Source organism: Bisbaumannia salifodinae (assembly GCF_055388505.1).
In genome coordinates this window covers 654,855-671,846 of sequence record NZ_AP043781.1, presented here as the reverse complement: position 1 = coordinate 671,846, position 16,992 = coordinate 654,855, and the positions used below count along the sequence as shown (strand labels likewise).

At 67.5% G+C, this 16,992-nt stretch carries 19 protein-coding genes; 6 read left to right on the top strand and 13 right to left on the bottom strand.

Annotated elements, in window-relative coordinates; all coding sequences use genetic code 11:
- Nucleotides 1-88: 88 nt before the first annotated feature.
- The 7 genes from mnhG to ACZ5EF_RS03135 are packed head-to-tail and all read right to left on the bottom strand — an operon-like array spanning nt 89 to nt 5,875.
- The gene (gene mnhG, locus ACZ5EF_RS03165; protein WP_346062899.1) at nt 89-493 is read right to left on the bottom strand and encodes a monovalent cation/H(+) antiporter subunit G; all 405 of its coding nucleotides are present in this window, start codon (nt 491-493) and stop codon (nt 89-91) included.
- On the bottom strand, nt 486-755 hold the full coding sequence (locus ACZ5EF_RS03160; RefSeq protein WP_346062516.1) for an MrpF/PhaF family protein: 270 nt from the start codon (nt 753-755) through the stop codon (nt 486-488). Before ACZ5EF_RS03160 ends, mnhG begins: the two co-directional genes overlap by 8 nt.
- A gap of 12 nt (nt 756-767) precedes the next feature.
- Nucleotides 768-1,241 carry a Na+/H+ antiporter subunit E gene (locus ACZ5EF_RS03155; RefSeq protein WP_346062517.1) on the bottom strand — a complete coding sequence of 158 codons (474 nt, stop codon included), beginning with the start codon at nt 1,239-1,241 and terminating at the stop codon, nt 768-770.
- The gene (locus tag ACZ5EF_RS03150; protein ID WP_346062518.1) at nt 1,238-2,746 is read right to left on the bottom strand and encodes a Na+/H+ antiporter subunit D; all 1,509 of its coding nucleotides are present in this window, start codon (nt 2,744-2,746) and stop codon (nt 1,238-1,240) included. Before ACZ5EF_RS03150 ends, ACZ5EF_RS03155 begins: the two co-directional genes overlap by 4 nt.
- The gene (locus ACZ5EF_RS03145) at nt 2,743-3,090 is read right to left on the bottom strand and encodes a Na+/H+ antiporter subunit C (RefSeq protein WP_346062519.1); all 348 of its coding nucleotides are present in this window, start codon (nt 3,088-3,090) and stop codon (nt 2,743-2,745) included. Before ACZ5EF_RS03145 ends, ACZ5EF_RS03150 begins: the two co-directional genes overlap by 4 nt.
- Before the next feature lie 27 nt (nt 3,091-3,117).
- Nucleotides 3,118-3,555 carry a Na+/H+ antiporter subunit B gene (locus ACZ5EF_RS03140; RefSeq protein WP_346062520.1) on the bottom strand — a complete coding sequence of 146 codons (438 nt, stop codon included), beginning with the start codon at nt 3,553-3,555 and terminating at the stop codon, nt 3,118-3,120.
- Nucleotides 3,548-5,875, bottom strand: coding sequence for a putative monovalent cation/H+ antiporter subunit A (locus tag ACZ5EF_RS03135; protein ID WP_346062521.1), 2,328 nt, complete (start codon nt 5,873-5,875; stop codon nt 3,548-3,550). Before ACZ5EF_RS03135 ends, ACZ5EF_RS03140 begins: the two co-directional genes overlap by 8 nt.
- A gap of 289 nt (nt 5,876-6,164) precedes the next feature.
- Here ACZ5EF_RS03135 and ACZ5EF_RS03130 point away from each other — a divergent pair, with 289 nt between their 5' ends.
- Genes ACZ5EF_RS03130 through ACZ5EF_RS03105 form a run of 6 tightly spaced genes read left to right on the top strand, consistent with a single transcriptional unit; the run spans nt 6,165 to nt 11,980 of the window.
- A complete protein-coding gene (locus ACZ5EF_RS03130; RefSeq protein ID WP_346062522.1) occupies nt 6,165-8,954 on the top strand; it encodes a monovalent cation/H+ antiporter subunit A in 2,790 nt (929 codons plus the stop codon).
- Entirely contained in the window at nt 8,954-9,295 is a 342-nt protein-coding gene (locus tag ACZ5EF_RS03125) for a Na+/H+ antiporter subunit C (protein WP_346062523.1), read from the top strand. Before ACZ5EF_RS03130 ends, ACZ5EF_RS03125 begins: the two co-directional genes overlap by 1 nt.
- Nucleotides 9,292-10,809 carry a monovalent cation/H+ antiporter subunit D gene (locus ACZ5EF_RS03120; RefSeq protein WP_346062524.1) on the top strand — a complete coding sequence of 506 codons (1,518 nt, stop codon included), beginning with the start codon at nt 9,292-9,294 and terminating at the stop codon, nt 10,807-10,809. The genes ACZ5EF_RS03125 and ACZ5EF_RS03120 overlap by 4 nt, the downstream gene beginning before the upstream one ends.
- Nucleotides 10,806-11,303: a Na+/H+ antiporter subunit E gene (locus ACZ5EF_RS03115; protein WP_346062525.1), complete on the top strand. Its 498-nt coding sequence runs from the start codon at nt 10,806-10,808 to the stop codon at nt 11,301-11,303. Before ACZ5EF_RS03120 ends, ACZ5EF_RS03115 begins: the two co-directional genes overlap by 4 nt.
- A complete protein-coding gene (locus ACZ5EF_RS03110) occupies nt 11,297-11,566 on the top strand; it encodes a K+/H+ antiporter subunit F (RefSeq protein ID WP_346062526.1) in 270 nt (89 codons plus the stop codon). The genes ACZ5EF_RS03115 and ACZ5EF_RS03110 overlap by 7 nt, the downstream gene beginning before the upstream one ends.
- Nucleotides 11,567-11,587: 21 nt before the next feature.
- Nucleotides 11,588-11,980 (top strand): Na+/H+ antiporter subunit G, encoded by a 393-nt coding sequence (locus ACZ5EF_RS03105; RefSeq protein WP_346062527.1) that lies wholly within the window; start codon nt 11,588-11,590, stop codon nt 11,978-11,980.
- A 43-nt stretch (nt 11,981-12,023) separates the two neighbouring features.
- Here ACZ5EF_RS03105 and hemH read toward each other — a convergent pair whose 3' ends face one another.
- From hemH to ACZ5EF_RS03075, 6 genes are all read right to left on the bottom strand, one after another.
- Entirely contained in the window at nt 12,024-13,013 is a 990-nt protein-coding gene (hemH, locus tag ACZ5EF_RS03100) for a ferrochelatase (protein WP_346062528.1), read from the bottom strand.
- Nucleotides 13,014-13,218: 205 nt separating this feature from the next.
- On the bottom strand, nt 13,219-13,521 hold the full coding sequence (locus ACZ5EF_RS03095) for a DUF6482 family protein (RefSeq protein ID WP_346062529.1): 303 nt from the start codon (nt 13,519-13,521) through the stop codon (nt 13,219-13,221).
- Between the two features lie 210 nt (nt 13,522-13,731).
- Nucleotides 13,732-14,025: a hypothetical protein gene (locus ACZ5EF_RS03090; protein WP_346062530.1), complete on the bottom strand. Its 294-nt coding sequence runs from the start codon at nt 14,023-14,025 to the stop codon at nt 13,732-13,734.
- A 66-nt stretch (nt 14,026-14,091) separates the two neighbouring features.
- Nucleotides 14,092-15,480 carry a replicative DNA helicase gene (gene dnaB, locus ACZ5EF_RS03085; RefSeq protein ID WP_346062531.1) on the bottom strand — a complete coding sequence of 463 codons (1,389 nt, stop codon included), beginning with the start codon at nt 15,478-15,480 and terminating at the stop codon, nt 14,092-14,094.
- 199 nt (nt 15,481-15,679) lie between these two features.
- Nucleotides 15,680-16,126: a 50S ribosomal protein L9 gene (gene rplI, locus ACZ5EF_RS03080; RefSeq protein ID WP_346062532.1), complete on the bottom strand. Its 447-nt coding sequence runs from the start codon at nt 16,124-16,126 to the stop codon at nt 15,680-15,682.
- A 15-nt stretch (nt 16,127-16,141) separates the two neighbouring features.
- Nucleotides 16,142-16,990, bottom strand: a complete 849-nt coding sequence (locus ACZ5EF_RS03075; protein WP_346062533.1) for a YybS family protein — start codon at nt 16,988-16,990, stop codon at nt 16,142-16,144.
- Nucleotides 16,991-16,992 lie beyond the last annotated feature (2 nt).

Genomic DNA, 16,992 nt, shown 5'->3' with positions numbered 1-16,992 from the left:
GATCCTCCCTGCGGGGCCGACGCACCCCACCGGCCTCGCGGCGTCGGAGCGGGAGCGAACTGCACCGGGATCGCGGCCGCTCGGGACACTACGGCGGATCGCCGTCCCTGGGCAGGTGCCGGGCATTGGCCTCGGTCTCCAGGCCGCTCTTCAGCTCATGGGTCAGGGGGTCGTAGTTGGGGCGCAGCTCGTCCTTGACGGTGCCGCTCCACAGCCGGGAGCCGACGAAGTAGCCGGCGCGGCCGATCACATGGGCGGCCACCGGGGCGGTCATCAGGATAAAGATGATGACCCCGAAGGCCCGGGCCACCACCGCCACCTCGGCGAAGTGCAGGGCCACCGCCAGCATCACCAGGCTCACCCCCAGGGCGGCGGCCTTGGTGGTGGCGTGCATGCGGGTCAGCAGGTCCGGCAGGCGCAGCACCCCCACCGCCGCCAGTAGCATGAAGACGGCGCCGCTGAGCAGCAGGGTTCCCTTGATCACCTCAATCATCACGGGGCCCTCCGCGTTCCAGGAAACGCGCGAAGCCGATGGCGGCCAGGAAGGCCATCAGCGCCATGACGATGGTCACGTCGAGGAAGCTGGCCACATCGGTCTGGATGCTGATGACCCCGATGATGCCGACGATCAGGGTCGAGAAGAGTTCCAGGGCCACCACCCGGTCGGGCAGGCTGGGGCCCTTGATCAGGCGCACGAAGGCCAGGCACAGCGACAGGCCCATCAGCGCCAGGGTGAGTTTGATTACGACATCCATGGCGACTCCTTATCAGCGAAACAGGGCCAGGGCGCGCCGCTCCATCTCGGCGAGCCCATCGCGCAGTGCCGCCTCGTCATCAAGGAACATGGCGTGGATATACAGCACCTTGCGATCGTCGGAGACATCCAGGCTGAGGGTGCCCGGGGTCAGGGAGATCAGGTTGGCGACGAAGGTGATCTCGAAGTCGGTCCTGGCGGTGAGCGGCATGGCGATCACCCCGGGGCGCATGTGCCAGGGCGGGGTGACGATATCGAAGGCGACGCGCAGGTTGGCCTTGACCAGCTCCTTGATAAAGAAGCCCACGAAGAGCAGCAAGCGCGGCACCCGCTGGGCATAGCCCGCCAGCCCCGGGACCTGGGACTGGATCAGCGCCAGGGCCAGGTAGCCGAACACCAGGCCGGCGAGCAGGTTGAGGCCGGAGAAGTCGCCGGTCAGCACCACCCAGGCCAGGGTCAGCAGCAGGTTCCAGGCCGCGCCGATCATGGCGTCACCTCCGTGCCCAGCACCGCCTCGATATAGCGGCCGGGATCCATCAGTTGCGCCGCCGAGGCCTCGGCCAGGGCGTAGATGGGCGCCCCGTAGAGGCCGATGGCCAGGGTGCACAGCGCCAGGCCGACGATGGGCAGGTAGAGCAGCCACTGCTCCCGCTGGGAGGGGGCCGCCGGGGCGGGCTCGGCGCCCTCCGGGGTGGCCTTCCAGAACACCTCGGCCCAGATCTTGACCATCGAGTAGAGAGTCAGCAGGCCCACCAGCAGCGCCACGAAGGTGACCCCATAGGCCTCGGCCTCAAGGCCGGCGCGGATCACCACGAACTTGGCGAAGAAGCCCGACAGCGGCGGCAGCCCGGCCAGGGAGAGGGCCGGGATCAGGAACAGCACCGCAAGCCAGGGGTGGCTCCGGTAGAGGCCGCCCAGCTTCTTGAGCTGGTAACTGCCCTTGAGGCGATGAACGAAACCGCTGACCAGGAACAGATTCGTCTTCACGATGATGTGGTGCATGATGTAGAAGACCCCGCCCACCAGGGCCAGCGGCGTGAACAGCGCCAGCCCCAGGATCATGTAGCCGATCTGGCTGACGATATGGAACGACAGGATGCGCCGGAACTCGAACTGGGCCGCCGCGCCCAGCACCCCGGTGAGCATGGTCAGGCCGGCCCCCCAGAGCAGGATCTCGTGGGTGTAGTCGGGGCTCTGGTTGAAGATCAGGGTAAAGACCCGGTAGAGCGCATAGACCCCCACCTTGGTCAGCAGCCCGGCGAACAGCGCCGAGACCGCCACCGGCGGCGTGTGGTAGGAGGCGGGCAGCCAGAAGAACAGCGGGAAGGCGGCGGCCTTGATGCCGAAGGCGACCATGAACATCATCGCCAACACGTCCACCAGCCCGCCCTCCTCCAGCTGTCCCAAGCGCTGGGCGATATCGGCCATGTTGAGGGTGCCCACCAGGCCATAGAGCAGCCCCACGGCGCTGAGGAAGATCACCGAGGAGAGCAGGTTCAGGGCCACGTACTTGATGGCGCCCTCCATCTGTGCCTTCTCGCTGCCCAGGATCAGCAGCGCGAAGGAGGCCACCAGCATCACCTCGAACCACACATAGAGGTTGAAGATATCGCCGGTGAGGAAGGCCCCCGCCACCCCGGCCAGCAGCAGGTGCATCAGCGGGAAGTAGCCGAAGGCCTCGTGGCCACGGCCGACGGTGGCCAGCGAGAAGAGCGCCACGGCGAAGCCGATGATGCCGGTGAGCACCACCATGATGGCGCCCAGCAGGTCGGCCACCAGGCTGATGCCGAAGGGCGCCGGCCAATTGCCCATGTGCATGACCTGGATGCCGTCGCGGCTCACCGAGGCCAGCAGCCACAGGCTGGTGATCAGCAGGGCGGCGGTGCCGGCCACCGCCACCAGGCGCTGCATGCTGCGCAGCCGCCAGAACAGCAGCGACAGGGCCCCGGAGAAGAGCGGAATCAGGATCGGCAGTGCCACCTCGGGATTCACGTATCGGTATCCTTCATCTGGTCCAGGTCATCGGCCTTGACGATCTCGTAGGCCCGGCGAATCAGTACCACGGCGAAGGAGAGCACGCCGAAGGCGATCACGATGGCGGTCAGCACCAGCGCCTGGGGCAAGGGGTCGGCCACCGCCCCCAGCGGTGCCGTGGCGCCCTCCGGCACCAGCGGCGGGGCCCCGCGACGCATGCCGGCGGAGGCGAAGATCAGCAGGTTGGCGGCGTTGGAGAGCAGCATCAGGCCGATCACCAGCTTGACGATGGAACGCCGCAGCATCATGTAGATGGCGGTGGCATAGAGGATGCCGATCGCCAGGGCCATCAGGGGTTCCATGGGCCAGCTCCCGTCGTCGCGCGTCGCTCAGTCATGACTCGCCTCCTCGCTATCGCCTTCCATCAGCGCCAGCACGGCGATCAACACCGAGCCCAGTACCACCAGGTAGACGCCGATATCGAAGATCAGCGGGGTGGAGAACTTGAAGTCGATCCAGGGGATCGTCCACCACTGGGCGGTCAGGAAGGGCTGCCCCTGCCACCAGGCCGGCAGCGCCGAGATCACCCCCAGGCAGAGCCCCAGGCCGATCAGGTCCTGGGGCGCCACCCGCAGCATCTGCCGGGTGGCCCGGGGACCGAAGGCGAAGAGGTAGAGGGCGAAGGCCCCCGAGGCCACCAGGCCGGCGATAAAGCCGCCCCCCGGCTCGTCGTGGCCGCGCAGCAGCAGGAAGACCGAAAACAGCAGCTGCAGCGGCATCAGCAGGCGGGCCGCCACGTGCAGGATCAGGGTGCCCGATCTAATCATCCACGACCTCCCCCCGCGCCTGGCGGTCGCGCTCGGCGTATTCCCCGGCATGGAAGCGCAGCATGGCGAAGACGCCGATGGCGGCCAGGGCCAGCACGAACATCTCGCCCAGGGTATCCAGGGCGCGGAAGTCCACCAGGATCACATTGACGATATTGTGGCCATGCCCCAGCGGCTGGCTGTTGGCCACCATGTAGTCGGAGATGCTGGGGAAGGGGTCGACGCTCACCACCTGCAGGATCAGCAGGGTGATCAGGCCCCCGGTGGCGGCGGCGACCACCAGGTCGCGGACCCGCTCCAGGGGCGAGGAGAGGCGCGCGAAACGCGGCAGGCGAAACAGCACCAGGATCAGCAGGATCACGGTGAGGGTCTCGACCAGCAGTTGGGTGATGCCCAGGTCCGGGGCGCTGAACAGCACGAAGGTCAGGGCGATGCAGAAGCCCATCACCCCCACCGAGGCCACCGCCGCCAGGCGCGCCCGCAGCACGCAGGCCATCACCGCCCCGGCCACCATCAGGCCGACCACCAGCGCCTCGTGCAGCTGCACGTCCAGGGCGACGGCCAGGTGCAGCTCATGGCGGGCGAAGAGGGTCACCCCGGTCAGGCCCACCAGCACCAGCAGCATCATCACCAGGTAGTTGCGCATATAGCCGTTCTGCAGCAGCCGCGTCTGCCACTCGGCGACCTCGACGAGGGTGTTCATCAGGCGGAAGTAAGCCGCCTCGGGCCCCCGCTCGATCAGCGGGTCCAGGGGACGCAGGGCGGCACGCCAGCCGTCCCAGTGGCGGAACAGCAGCAGGCCCAGGGCCAGGCTGACCAGCGACAGCAGCAGGGGCCCATTGATGCCATGCCAGAGGGTGAGGGAGGCCGTCACCGTCTCGCCGCGCAGGCTGCTGGCGGTGGCCGCCACCAGGGCCTCGGCGGCGCCGGGCCAGAGCCCCAGCAACAACGACAGGCCGGCCAGCACCAGGGGGCCCAGGAGCATGGTTCCGGGCCCTTCCTGGGGCGACCGGGGCAGCTCGCGGCGGGCCCGATAGAAGGGTCGAATGCCGACGATGGCCGCCGCCGCCAGGGTCAGGATGGCGGCGATCAGGGTCGCCGGCAGCAGCACGCCGCGCCAGCCGCCCTCCCAGGCGGCGGCGAACAGCAGCTCCTTGGCGACGAAGCCGAACAGCGGGATTACCCCGCCCAGGGAGAGGGCGGCCACGGCGGCGCACAGGGCGGTGATCGGCATCACCCGGCGCAGCCCGCCCATCAGGGCGATATCCTTGGTGCCGGTCTCGTGATCGAGGATACCGGCGACCATGAACAGCACCCCCTTGTAGAGGGAGTGGGCCAGCAGGAAGGTGGCGAAGGCCACCATGGCCTCCTCGCTGCCGATGCCCAGCAGCAGGGTCAGGGTGCCCAGCGCCATCACCGTGGAGTAGGCCAGCAGCTTCTTGATATTGGTGTGGCGCAGGGCCAGGAAGGCGCCGGTGAGCATGGTCAGGGCACCGATCAGGCACAGCCAGGCCTCCCAGGCGGGGGTGCCGCCGAGGGCCGGCGAGAGTCGCGCCAGCAGGTAGACCCCCGCCTTGACCATGGTCGCCGAGTGCAGGTAGGCGGAGACCGGAGTGGGCGCCGCCATGGCATTGGGCAGCCAGAAGTGGAAGGGGAACTGCGCCGACTTGGTGAAGGCGCCGGCCAGCAGGCAGAGCAGGATGGGCAGGTAGAGGTCGTGCCCGCGGAGCAGCTCGCCGCGATCGTTGAGGTCCTGCAGCGACCAGCTGTCGCCGGCCAGGGCCAGCAGGATCAGCCCGGCCAGCAGCGCCAGGCCGCCCCCCACGGTGACGAAGAGCCCCTGCAGGGCCGACTTGCGCGCTTCGAGGTCGGTGTGATTGAAGCCGATCAGCAGGTAGGAGGTGATGCTGGTCAGTTCCCAGAAGACGAACAGGCTGACCAGGTTGTCGGCTAGCACCAGGCCCAGCATCGACATCATGAAGGCCAGGATCACCACGTGGAAGCGCACCAGATCGGGGTGCCCCTTGAGGTAGCCGCTGGCATAGATCAGCACCAGCACGCCGATGCCGCTGATCAGCAGCGCGAAGAGCAGCGACAGCCCATCGAGCAGGAAGGTCAGGGTGATCTCCAGGCCGGGCACCCAGGCCTGCTCGAAGACCAGGATCTCGCCGGCCACCACCGCCGGCAGTTGCCCCAGCAGCCAGAGCAGCAGGGCGCCGGGCAGCAGGGCCAGGACCCAGCCGGTTCGCTCGCCGAACCAGCGATGCAGTAACGGCGCGAAGGCCGCCAATACGAAGCCCCCCAGCACGGCGAGTTGCACGATAACGACGCTCCTCTGTCTGCCCGTTGGCGGGCCATGTGGGCACGGCCTGCCGCCTGCGACGGGGTCGATTCGGCGAGTCGCCGACGGCCAAGCGCCAGCGAAACGGTGAGGTAAACTCTAGCGATTCAAGGGGCTGCCGAGCAAGCCGAGGGCTCGGCGACCCGCGCCCTTTACTGTACAGTAGTGCGGCCTCGACGCCAGCAAGGCGCGTGCCAAGGCCCTTGCCTCGGGGCGCAATAACCGGTATCAAACCCACGTTTTCGGAGCCACCCAGGACGACCGAACGATGATCTTGCCATGGATTCCCTTGCTGGCCCTGCTCGGCGTCGTGGTCCCGCTGCTGACCCGGCAGCGCGGGCGACGCTTCTGCAGTCTGGCCACGGCGGCCCCGGCCGCCCTCGCCCTGCTGCTGGTCCTTTCCCAGGTGCCGACGCTGCTGGCCGGCGACCTGCCGCGCTTCCAGTTGGCCTGGGTGCCGCAACTGGGCCTCGACCTGGCCTTCCGCCTCGATGGCCTGTCGCTGCTCTTCGCGAGCCTGATCCTGGGCATCGGCCTGCTGATCCTGCTCTACGCCCATTACTACCTCGAGGCCCACGAGCCCTTCGCGCGTTTCTACAGCTTCCTGATGCTCTTCATGCTCTCCATGGTCGGCATCGTCATGGCGGACAACCTGCTGCTGCTGTGGCTGTTCTGGGAGCTGACCAGCCTGTCGTCCTTCCTGCTGATCGGCTTCTGGTCCCACTGGACCGACGCCCGCAAGGGCGCGCGCATGGCCTTGACCGTGACCGGCGCCGGCGGCCTGGCCCTGCTGGCGGGCCTGCTGCTGCTGGGTGACATGGCGGGCAGCTTCGACCTGGGCGTGGTGCTGGAGAGCCGCGAGGCGATCCTCGCCGACCCGCGCTATCCGATCATGCTGGTGCTGGTACTGCTGGGGGCCTTCACCAAGTCGGCGCAGTTCCCCTTCCACTTCTGGCTGCCCCACGCCATGGCGGCGCCCACGCCGGTCTCCGCCTACCTGCACTCGGCGACCATGGTCAAGGCGGGGATCTTCCTGATGGCGCGCCTGCATCCGGCCATCGCCGGCAGCGAGGCCTGGGAGCTGATCGTCACCCTGACCGGCATGGCCACCCTGCTCTACGGCGCCTGGTTCGCCCTGCTCAAGACCGATCTCAAGGCGATCCTGGCCTTCTCCACGGTGAGTCACCTGGGCCTGATCACGGTGCTGCTGGGGATCGGCAGCCCGCTGGCGATCCTCGCCGCCCTCTTCCATATCCTCAACCACGCCACCTTCAAGGCGGCGCTGTTCATGAGCGCCGGTATCATCGATCACGAGACCGGCGTCCGCGAGCTGGGTCGCCTGGGCGGGCTGCGTCGGGCCATGCCGATCACCGCCCTGCTGACCAGCATCACCGCCGCGGCCATGGCCGGGGTGCCGCTGTTCAATGGCTTCCTCTCCAAGGAGATGTTCTTCGCCGAGGCCGCCGCCTCGCCGCTGCTGGGGGGCCTGAGCTGGCTGCTGCCGGTGCTCGCCACCCTGGGCGGTATCCTCTCGGTGGCCTACTCCCTGCGCCTGGTGCATGCGGTCTTCTTCAAGCCGGCGCGCAAGGAGACTCCCAGGTCACCCCACGAGCCGCCGCGGCTGATGCGTGCCCCGGTGGAACTGCTGGCGGCCCTGTGTATCCTGGTCGGCCTGCTGCCGGTGATCGCCGAGGTGCCCCTGGGCCTGGCCGTCGAAGCCGTGCTGCTGACCCCGCTGGAGTTCCATCTGGCCATCTGGCACGGCCTCAACCTGCCGCTGCTGATGAGCGCGATCGCGCTGATCGCCGGGGTATTGCTCTATGCCCTGCATGATCACCTCCGGCAGTTCGGCCGCCAGTTCGCCCCCATGGATGCGCGGCTGGTCTTCGAGGCCGCCGTGCAGCGACTGGCAGCGACCAGCCAGCGCCTTACCACCCGCCTGGAGAACGGTTCCCTGCAGCGCTATATGAGCTGGCTGCTGGGGGCGGCGCTGCTGCTGGGGGCCGTCGGCCTGTTGCAACTGCCGAGCCTGGCCGGCGCCCGCCCCACCCAGGAGGCCGACGGCATCCTGCTGCTGGGCGCGGCGCTGCTGATCTTCGGCGCACTCGGTACCGTGGCCACCCACCGCTACCGCCTGATCTCGCTGCTGATGCTCTCGGTGGTGGGCCTGGTGGTGTCGCTGACCTTCGCCCGCTTCTCCGCCCCCGACCTGGCGCTGACCCAGCTCTCGGTGGAGGTGGTGACCATGATCCTGCTGATGCTGGCGCTGTTCTTCCTGCCCCAGAAGACCCCACGGGAGTCCTCGGCGGGACGCAATATCCGCGACCTGGGCCTGGCCGCGTCCCTGGGCATGGTGGTGGCCAGCCTCAACTATGCGGTGCTGACCCGCGATAACCACGGCATCTCGGACTTCTTTATCGCCAACAGCGTGCCCGGCGGCGGCGGCCACAACGTGGTCAACGTCATCCTGGTCGACTTCCGCGGCTTCGATACCCTGGGCGAGATCACCGTGCTGGCCCTGGCCGGCCTGGCCATCTTCAAGCTGCTCAATCGGCTGCGCCTGTTCATGCCCCACAGCGACGGCGAGGGACGCGTCTGGTCGCCGGACCGCTATCCGCTGATCCTGACCAGCGTCTCCCAGGCGCTGCTGCCCCTGGCGCTGCTGGTCTCGGCCTTTATCTTCCTGCGCGGCCATAACCTGCCCGGCGGCGGCTTTATCGCCGGCCTGATCACCGCCGTGGCGCTGATCCTGGTGTATATGGCCCGCGGCGTGGAGTGGACCCAGGTGCGCCTCGACTTCCAGTATCAGCCGGTGGCCATCGCCGGGGTGGCCATCGCCACCCTCACCGGCCTGGGCAGCTGGCTGTTCGGGCGGCCCTTCCTGACCTCGGCCTTCGGTCACTTCCATATCCCCGCCATCGGCGATATCGAGCTGGCCACCGCCATGCTCTTCGACCTGGGGGTCTATCTGGCGGTGGTGGGGGCGACCCTGATGATCCTCGCCAACCTGGGCAAGCTGACCACGCCCCACCGCCCCAGCAAGGAGGAGAAGCACTGATGGAAAGCCTCTATGCCGTGACCACCGGCGTGCTCAGCGCCTGCGGCCTGTTCCTGACCCTGCGTGGGCGCACCTTCCCGGTGGTGGTGGGCCTGACCCTGCTCTCCTATGCGGTCAACCTCTTCCTGTTCTCCATGGGCGGCCTGACCACCGATGGCGCGGTGATCGTCGATGGCCCCAGCGACTATGCCGATCCCCTGCCCCAGGCCCTGGTGCTGACCGCCATCGTCATCGGCTTCGCCATGACCGCCTTCGCGGTGATCCTGGCCATGCGCGCCCGGGGTGACCTGGGCAACGACCATGTGGACGGCGAGGACAACCGGGAGGATCGTTCGTCATGATCCAGCACCTGATCATCCTGCCCATCGTGCTGCCCCTGGTGGCCGGGGCCATCCTGCTGCGCAGCCGCGGCGGCGCCACCCGCCCCAAGCGGATCATCGGCGTCACCGCCACCGCCCTGCTGGTGGCGGTGAGCATCGCCCTGGTGGCCCAGGCGGCCGGCGGCGAGGTGACCTACTATGCCCTGGGCGACTGGCGCCCGCCCTTCGGCATCGTCATGGTGCTCGACCGCCTCTCGGCGCTGATGGTGCTGCTCACCTCGCTGCTGGCGCTGGGCTGCGTGGTCTTCGCCTGCGGCGGCGATGACGAGCAGGGCAGCAACTTCCACGGCCTCTTCCAATGGCAGCTGATGGGCATCAACGGCGCCTTCCTCACCGGCGACCTGTTCAACCTCTTCGTCTTCTTCGAGGTACTGCTGCTGGCCTCCTATGCGCTGCTGATGCATGGCGGCGGCAAGGCACGCATCCAGGCCGGGCTGCACTATGTGGTGCTCAACCTGGCCGGCTCGGCGCTGTTCCTGATCGCCGTGGGGGTCCTCTACGGCGCCACCGGCACCCTCAACATGGCCGACATGGCCCAGCGCCTGGCCACGTTGCCCGCCGAGCGGGCCGGCCTGGTCAGCGCCGGCGGCCTGATGCTGCTGGTGGTGTTCGGCCTCAAGGCGGCCATCCTGCCCCTCTACTTCTGGCTGCCCAGGGCCTATGCCTCGGCGCCGGCGCCGGTGGCGGCGCTCTTCGCCATCATGACCAAGGTGGGCGTGTACGCCATCCTGCGGGTCTATCATCTGGTGTTCGGCGACCAGGCCGGGGCCCTGGCGGCCCTCGACCAGCCCTGGGTGTGGTGGCTGGCGCTGGGCACCCTGGTGATGGCCACCCTGGGCGTGCTCTCCGCCCGCGACCTGCGCCTGCTGGTGGCCTACCTGGTGCTGATCTCGGTGGGCACCCTGCTGGCCGGCATCGGCATGCGCAGCGAGGCGGCCACCGCCGCCCTGCTCTTCTACCTGCCCCATACCACCCTGGTCACCGGGGGCCTCTTCCTGCTCGCCGAGCTGATCGGCAAGCAGCGCGGCAAGGCGGGGACCCGCATCGTCAAGGGCCGGCCGCTGCACAACGCCTCCCTGCTGGGCGTGCTCTTCCTGGTGGGCGCCGCGGCGGTGGCCGGCCTGCCGCCGCTGTCCGGGGCCATCGGCAAGGCACTGCTGATGAACGCGGCCAGCGCCGAGCAGCAACCCTGGCTGTGGCCGCTGCTGCTGCTGGCCGGGCTGGGCAGCATGGTGGCCCTCTCCCGGGCCGGCTCGACCTTCTTCTGGCGCAGCCACGCAGGCGACCCAATAGAACAGCCCCTGGCCAAGCGTCAGCTGTTCGGCGTGGCCTGGCTGCTGGCCGCCTCGCCGCTGCTGATGTTGCTGGCCGGCCCGGTCAGCGACTATACCCAGGCGACGGCGGAGCAACTCACCCACCCCAACCTGCATATTCGCGCCCTGCTGCCCGAGACCACTGATGGAGGCGAGGCATGATCACTCCCCGCTCCTGGCTCCCCACCCCGTTGATGTCGATCCTGCTGCTGGTGGTCTGGCTGCTGCTGGTGCGCAGCCTGGCCCTGGGCCATATCCTCCTCGGCGGCGTCCTGGGGATCCTGATACCGCTGGCCACCCAGCGCTTCTGGGATGCCCAGCCCCATGTACAGAAGCCCTGGCTGCTGCTGCGCTTCGCCCTGCGGGTGCTCGGCGACATCATCGTCGCCAACCTGCAGGTCTCCTGGCTGATCATCAACCCCTGGCGGCGCATGCGCCCGGCCTTCGTCGAGTATCCGCTGATGCTGGAGCAGCGCTTCACCATCACCCTGCTGGCCAATACCATCAGCCTGACCCCGGGGACGGTCTCTTCCAACCTGCGCATGGACGGCAAGACCCTGCTGATCCATGCCCTGGACGTGGAGGACGAGGAAGCGCTGATCGCGGAGATTCGCGAGCGCTACGAGCGGCCCCTGAAGGAGATCTACGAATGCTAGATACGGCACTTTGGATCAGCCTGGCCCTGGTACTCGCGGCACTGGCGCTGAACGTCTACCGCCTCACCGTGGGGCCGGACATGCCGGACCGGCTACTGGCCCTGGATACCATGTACGTCAACTCCATCGCCCTGATCGTGCTGCTGGGGCTGTGGCTCAATACCAAGACCTATTTCGAGGCGGCACTGCTGATCGCCATGCTGGGCTTTATCAGCACGGTGGCGGTCTGCAAGTACTTGCTGCGCGGCGATATTATCGAATAGGCGGCGGAAGGAACGGACGCTATGACTATCTTCGTGATACTGGAAGGGGTGATCTCGCTGCTGCTGATCGCCGGCGGCGCCTTTATCTTTATCGGCTCGCTGGGCATGGCCCACCTGCGCGACTTCTATATGCGCCTGCATGGCCCCACCAAGGCCACCACCCTGGGGATCGGCTGCATGCTGATCGCCTCCATGCTCTATTTCTGGGTCACCGAGGGCAAGCCCGATATCCAGGAGATGCTGATCACCCTCTTCCTGTTTATCACCGCCCCGGTGAGTGCCCACCTGCTGGCCAAGACCGGCCTGCACCAGAAGCTGCGCCACGCCGACAAGACCCGCGGCAAGCCGGTGGAACTGCGCCCGGAAGAGGTCGGCGAGAAGCCGGTGCCGCACCCGGACCGGGGCCACGGCTAACCACAGGACGTGGCGCCGGGCGAGACCCCGGCGCCGCCTCCACTCACCAGCCCTGACTATGGGTCTTGACCAGCTCGGCGAACAGGCCGATATGGTCGTCCCGGTCGTTGAGGGCCGGGATATAGCGATAGGTCTTGCCCCCCGCGGCGAGAAAGTTCTCGCGGTTCTCCTCCTCCAGTTCCTCCAGGGTCTCCAGGCAATCGGCGGCGAAGGCCGGGCTGATGATATCCACGTGCTCGACGCCGTTGCCGCCCCAGGCCTTGAGGGTCTCGTCGGTATAGGGCTTGAGCCACTCCTCGCGGCCGAAGCGTGACTGATAGCAGAGTTGCCAGTCGTCCTCCCCGAGCCCCAGGGCCTCGGCCACCAGCTCGCTGGTGCGCCGGCAGTGACGCGGGTAGGGATCGCCCTGGTCGGCATAGCGCTTCGGAATACCGTGGTAGGAGAACATCAGCTTGCCGCGCTCGCCGTCATGGGCCGCCCAGTGCTCGCGGATGCTCGCCGCCAGGGCGCCGATATAGGCCGGATGATCGTGGTAGTCACGAACGAAGCGCAGCTCCGGCAGGTGCGGGCAGCGGGCCAGGGAACGCGCCAGGCCATCGAAGACCGCCGCCGTGGTGGAGCGGGAGAACTGCGGGTAGAGGGGCAGCACCAGGATCCGCTCGGCACCGGCCTGGCGCAGCCTGAGGCCCGCCTCCACCAGCGAGGGGTTGCCGTAGGTCATGGCCAGCTCCACCGGAATGGGCTCGCCCAGCTCCGCCTCGAGACGCTCGCCCAGGGCCCGCTGCTGGCGACGCCCGATGGCCAGCAGCGGCGAGCCCTCCTCGGTCCACACCGAGGCATAGGCCTTGGCGACCCGGGGCGGACGCAGGCGCAGGATGACCCCATGGAGGATCGGCCACCATAGCCAGCGCGGCGCATCCACCACCCGGCGGTCGCTGAGAAACTCCGCCAGGTAGCGGCGCACCGCCTGGGGGGTGGGGGCATCCGGGGTGCCCAGATTGACCAGCATCACGCCGAATCGGGGGGGGGACATAGCGGGCTCCTGATAGCGTTGACGACGACACGCCGGGGTCTTTGAATCGCCGACCCATTGTATCAGTGGAGCACGATAAGGCGGAACAAAGTTATACTATTGACGCTATTTGTATAACTATAACGACGCCTCGCGATCACGGGCGTCCGATAGGGGGGAGAGGCGGGAGAGGCGTCGCCGGGGGACGGCGACGTAAGGGCCCTCGTTAGAAGGCCAGGGGAATCCGTGAGGTCAGGGAATCGTGATAGTGGGCCTGGCGACCGACCACCTCGTCCTCGGGCACATGCTGCACCAGGTAGGCGCGATGGATACCGGCACGCTTGAGCTCCAGGTAAACATCGTCCAGGGCGCGGAACAGCATCGGCTTGCCGGCCCGGGTGAGGAGATCGCGCTTGCCCTCCAGGTCTTCCACCTCCACCTGGCAGAAGCTGCTGCCGGCATGGGTGATCACGCGAATCTCGAAATTGTCATGACTGGCCACGAAGGCCTGCAGATGATGAATATCCATAATCCCTCCAAAGCAAAGCAGGTTACTCTTCCCTGCACACTGAATGCATCAAATGACAACGAGATGACACTCAGGTAGTGGTCGTATGACCTTTGCCTTGCCCGGAGGGTTCCCCGGCCGATTACCGGTTACTGATATTCCGAGGGATCGATGGCCTTGCCCAGCGAGTGAGAGGGCTACGATCCACCCACTTGCCGGCCTTGGTCTCGGTTACTGATATTCGGAAGGGTCGATGGCCTTGCCCAGGGAGTTGCGATCCACCCACTTGCCGGCCTTGGTCTCCTTGTAGCGGAATACCACCCGGTCGCCCACGGTAACCGGCAGCTCGGCGTCTTCGGTCTGATAGCTGTAGGTCTCGCCGTCCACCACCAGCTGGTAGCGGTAGAGGTCGGGCATGCCCAGCCACTCCTTGAAGGGGCCTTCCCGCTCCAGGGACTGCAGCTCGCCGCGGCCCTCCAGCTTGGGGGTACGCTTGCGGCCGCCGCGTCGAAATCCGCCTGCCATGGTTGTCTCCTGTCGATGATCGAGGGTCGCGATTATACGGGGCCGGGCCCAGGCCTCAAGTCGTTATCACTCGTTCATGTGTTGACCGTAGCTGTCCGGGGCCAGGTCCTCGAAGCGGGTGTACTTGCCGATAAAGGCCATATGCACGGTGCCGATGGGGCCGTTACGCTGCTTGCCGATGATCAGCTCCGCCAGCCCCTTGTTGTCGGGATTGTCGGCGTTGTACACCTCGTCACGATAGACGAAGGCGATGACATCGGCATCCTGCTCGATGGCCCCGGATTCACGCAGGTCCGACATCACCGGGCGCTTGTTGGGGCGCTGCTCCAGGGAGCGGTTGAGCTGCGACAGGGCGATCACCGGGCAACCGAACTCCTTGGCGATGCCCTTCAGGGAGCGGGAGATCTCGGAGATCTCGCCGGTGCGGTTCTCGGAGAAGCCGGGGATCTGCATCAGCTGCAGGTAGTCGATCATGATCAGGCCGATATTGCCGTGCTCCCGGGCGATGCGCCGTACCCGCGAGCGCATCTCGTTGGGCGACAGGGCCGCGGTATCGTCGATGAACAGCTGCTTGTCCTTGAGCAGGTTGACCGCCGAGGTGAGCCGCGGCCAATCCTCGTCCTCCAGTTGGCCGGTACGCACCCGGGTCTGGTCGATGCGCCCCAGGGAGGAGAGCATGCGCAGCATCAGGGCGTCCGCCGGCATCTCCATGGAGAAGACGATCACCGGCTTGTCGCCGGAGATCACCGCATGTTCCACCAGGTTCATGGCGAAGGTGGTCTTACCCATCGATGGGCGTCCGGCAATGATCACCAGGTCCGAGGGCTGCAGCCCCGAGGTCATGTCGTCCAGGTCGCGGAAGCCGGTGGAGAGACCGGTCATCTGCCCCTTGAGGTTGAACAGCTCGTCGATGCGATCCACCGCCTTGGCCAGCAGCTCGCTCATGCCGATGGCGCCGCCGGACTTGGGGCGCTCCTCGCTGATCTGGAAGACCAGCCGCTCCGCCTCGTTGACCAGCTCGTCGGCGGGACGCCCCTGGGGGGCGAAGGCGCTCTCGGCCACCTGGTTGGCGGCCTGGATCAGCTTGCGCAGGGTGGCCCGCTCGCGAACGATCTCCGCATAGGCGCGAATATTGCTGGCCGAGGGGGTATTGCGGGCCAATTCTGCCAGATAGGCCAGGCCCCCCACCGTCTCCAGTTGATCGCGGTTCTCCAGGGCCTCGGAGAGGGTCACCACGTCCAGGGGGTGGGCGCCCTCCGCCAGGGTCTGCATGGCATTGAAGATCAGCCGATGCTCATAGCGATAGAAATCATTGGCGGTGAGCCGCTCGGAGACGGTATCCCAGGCCTGGTTGTCGAGCATCAAGCCGCCCAGCACCGATTGCTCCGCCTCCAGGGAGTGGGGCGGCACCTTGAGGGCGGCGGTTTCCTGATCGGACTCGGCGAATTCATTCATGACGCGATACGGCCTTGGCTGGAACGATACGGCTCGGGGGCGAGCCCGAGCATTCTACCCCAAGCGACCGCCGGGCCCCATGCCCGATGTGGCTCGGGCGAACCGAGGGATCGCCAGAGACGCGAAAGGCCCCGGGGGACGAACCCCCGGGGCCTTTCCTGCCCCGCCACCCGAAGGGGCGGGGCGAGTGGCGGGTCGCTTACTCGGCGACCACCACGATGCGCACGGTGGCGCCGACTTCGGCATGCAGCTGCAGGTCGATGTCGTACTCGCCGGTGGCACGGATCGGGCCTTCCGGCATGCGCACTTCGCTCTTGGCGACGTCGAGACCGGCCTGGCTCAGGGCCTCGGCCAGGTCACGCGGACCGATGGAACCGAACAGCTTGCCCTCGTCGCCGGCCTTGGCGACCAGGGACAGTTCGATCTCGGACAGCTCGGCGGCACGCGCCTCGGCCACGGCCTTGCGCTCGCCGGCCTGGGCCTCGAGCTCGGCACGCTGGGCCTCGAAGGCCGCCACGTTGTCCTTGGTGGCCGGCACGGCCAGGCCGTACGGGACCAGGTAGTTGCGGCCGTAACCGGCCTTGACGGTCACCTGGTCACCCAGGCCACCCAGCTTGCCAATCTTGTCGAGCAGAATGACTTCCATCTCGTGAACCTCTTGTCAGTCGCTGCGGGCCAGGCGTTCGCGGAAGTTCGCGAAACTATCGATAACGGCCAGCAGCAGCACAATCAGAATCGTGGGCCAGGTGGCGATCAGCAGTACATAGAAGGCCACCAACCAGAGCCCGTTCATCCCCTTGATACCGATAATACCGTGAATCAGCGCGATGCCAGCGACCAGCAGGGGCACCCAGGTGAGCATGGCCAGGCCGGGGAGCAGGACCAGGCCAACGATCCCCAGCACCAGCAGGATGGCGAATTCGCGAGGCGCCAGGCGCAGGCCATGGAACTCCTCGCGGAAGCCGCCGGGGTTATAGAGCCCCGCCTGCCAGGCGCGCCCCAGGGCCAGACAGCCCACCGCGGCCAGGCTCACCATCACCCCGGTCACGCCACCCACCAGTAGCGTCGCCAGCTGTTCGGTGGCGATGCCCTGGTTGGCCAGCTCGCGGAGCATGGCATCCACCTCCGCCGAGCCCTGGCGCAGCTGTTCCAGCAGCGGGCCCACGCCCCCGGGGGGCACGAAGACGCCAAGCTGGACCATCACCGCCGAGGCCAGGACCCCGACGATCAGCGCCTCGCTCCAGCGCGCCCGCGACCGCAGCACCACCGCCATCAGGGTAGCCAGCAGCACACAGGCCAGGGGAATCACGTCCCCCTGCATCCACCACCAGCCGGCGGGCAGCGCGGCGGCGAGGATCACCGGCAGGGCCGGCGACATGCCGCGGCGCAGGGTCACCAGGGCGGCGATGGCGGCGCTCAGCCAGAACAGCCAGGGCACCAGGGCGGCAATTGCCGCCGCTGCCACCGCCTGGGGCGTTCCGCGCATCAGCCATCGGGCGAAGGGCAGCATCG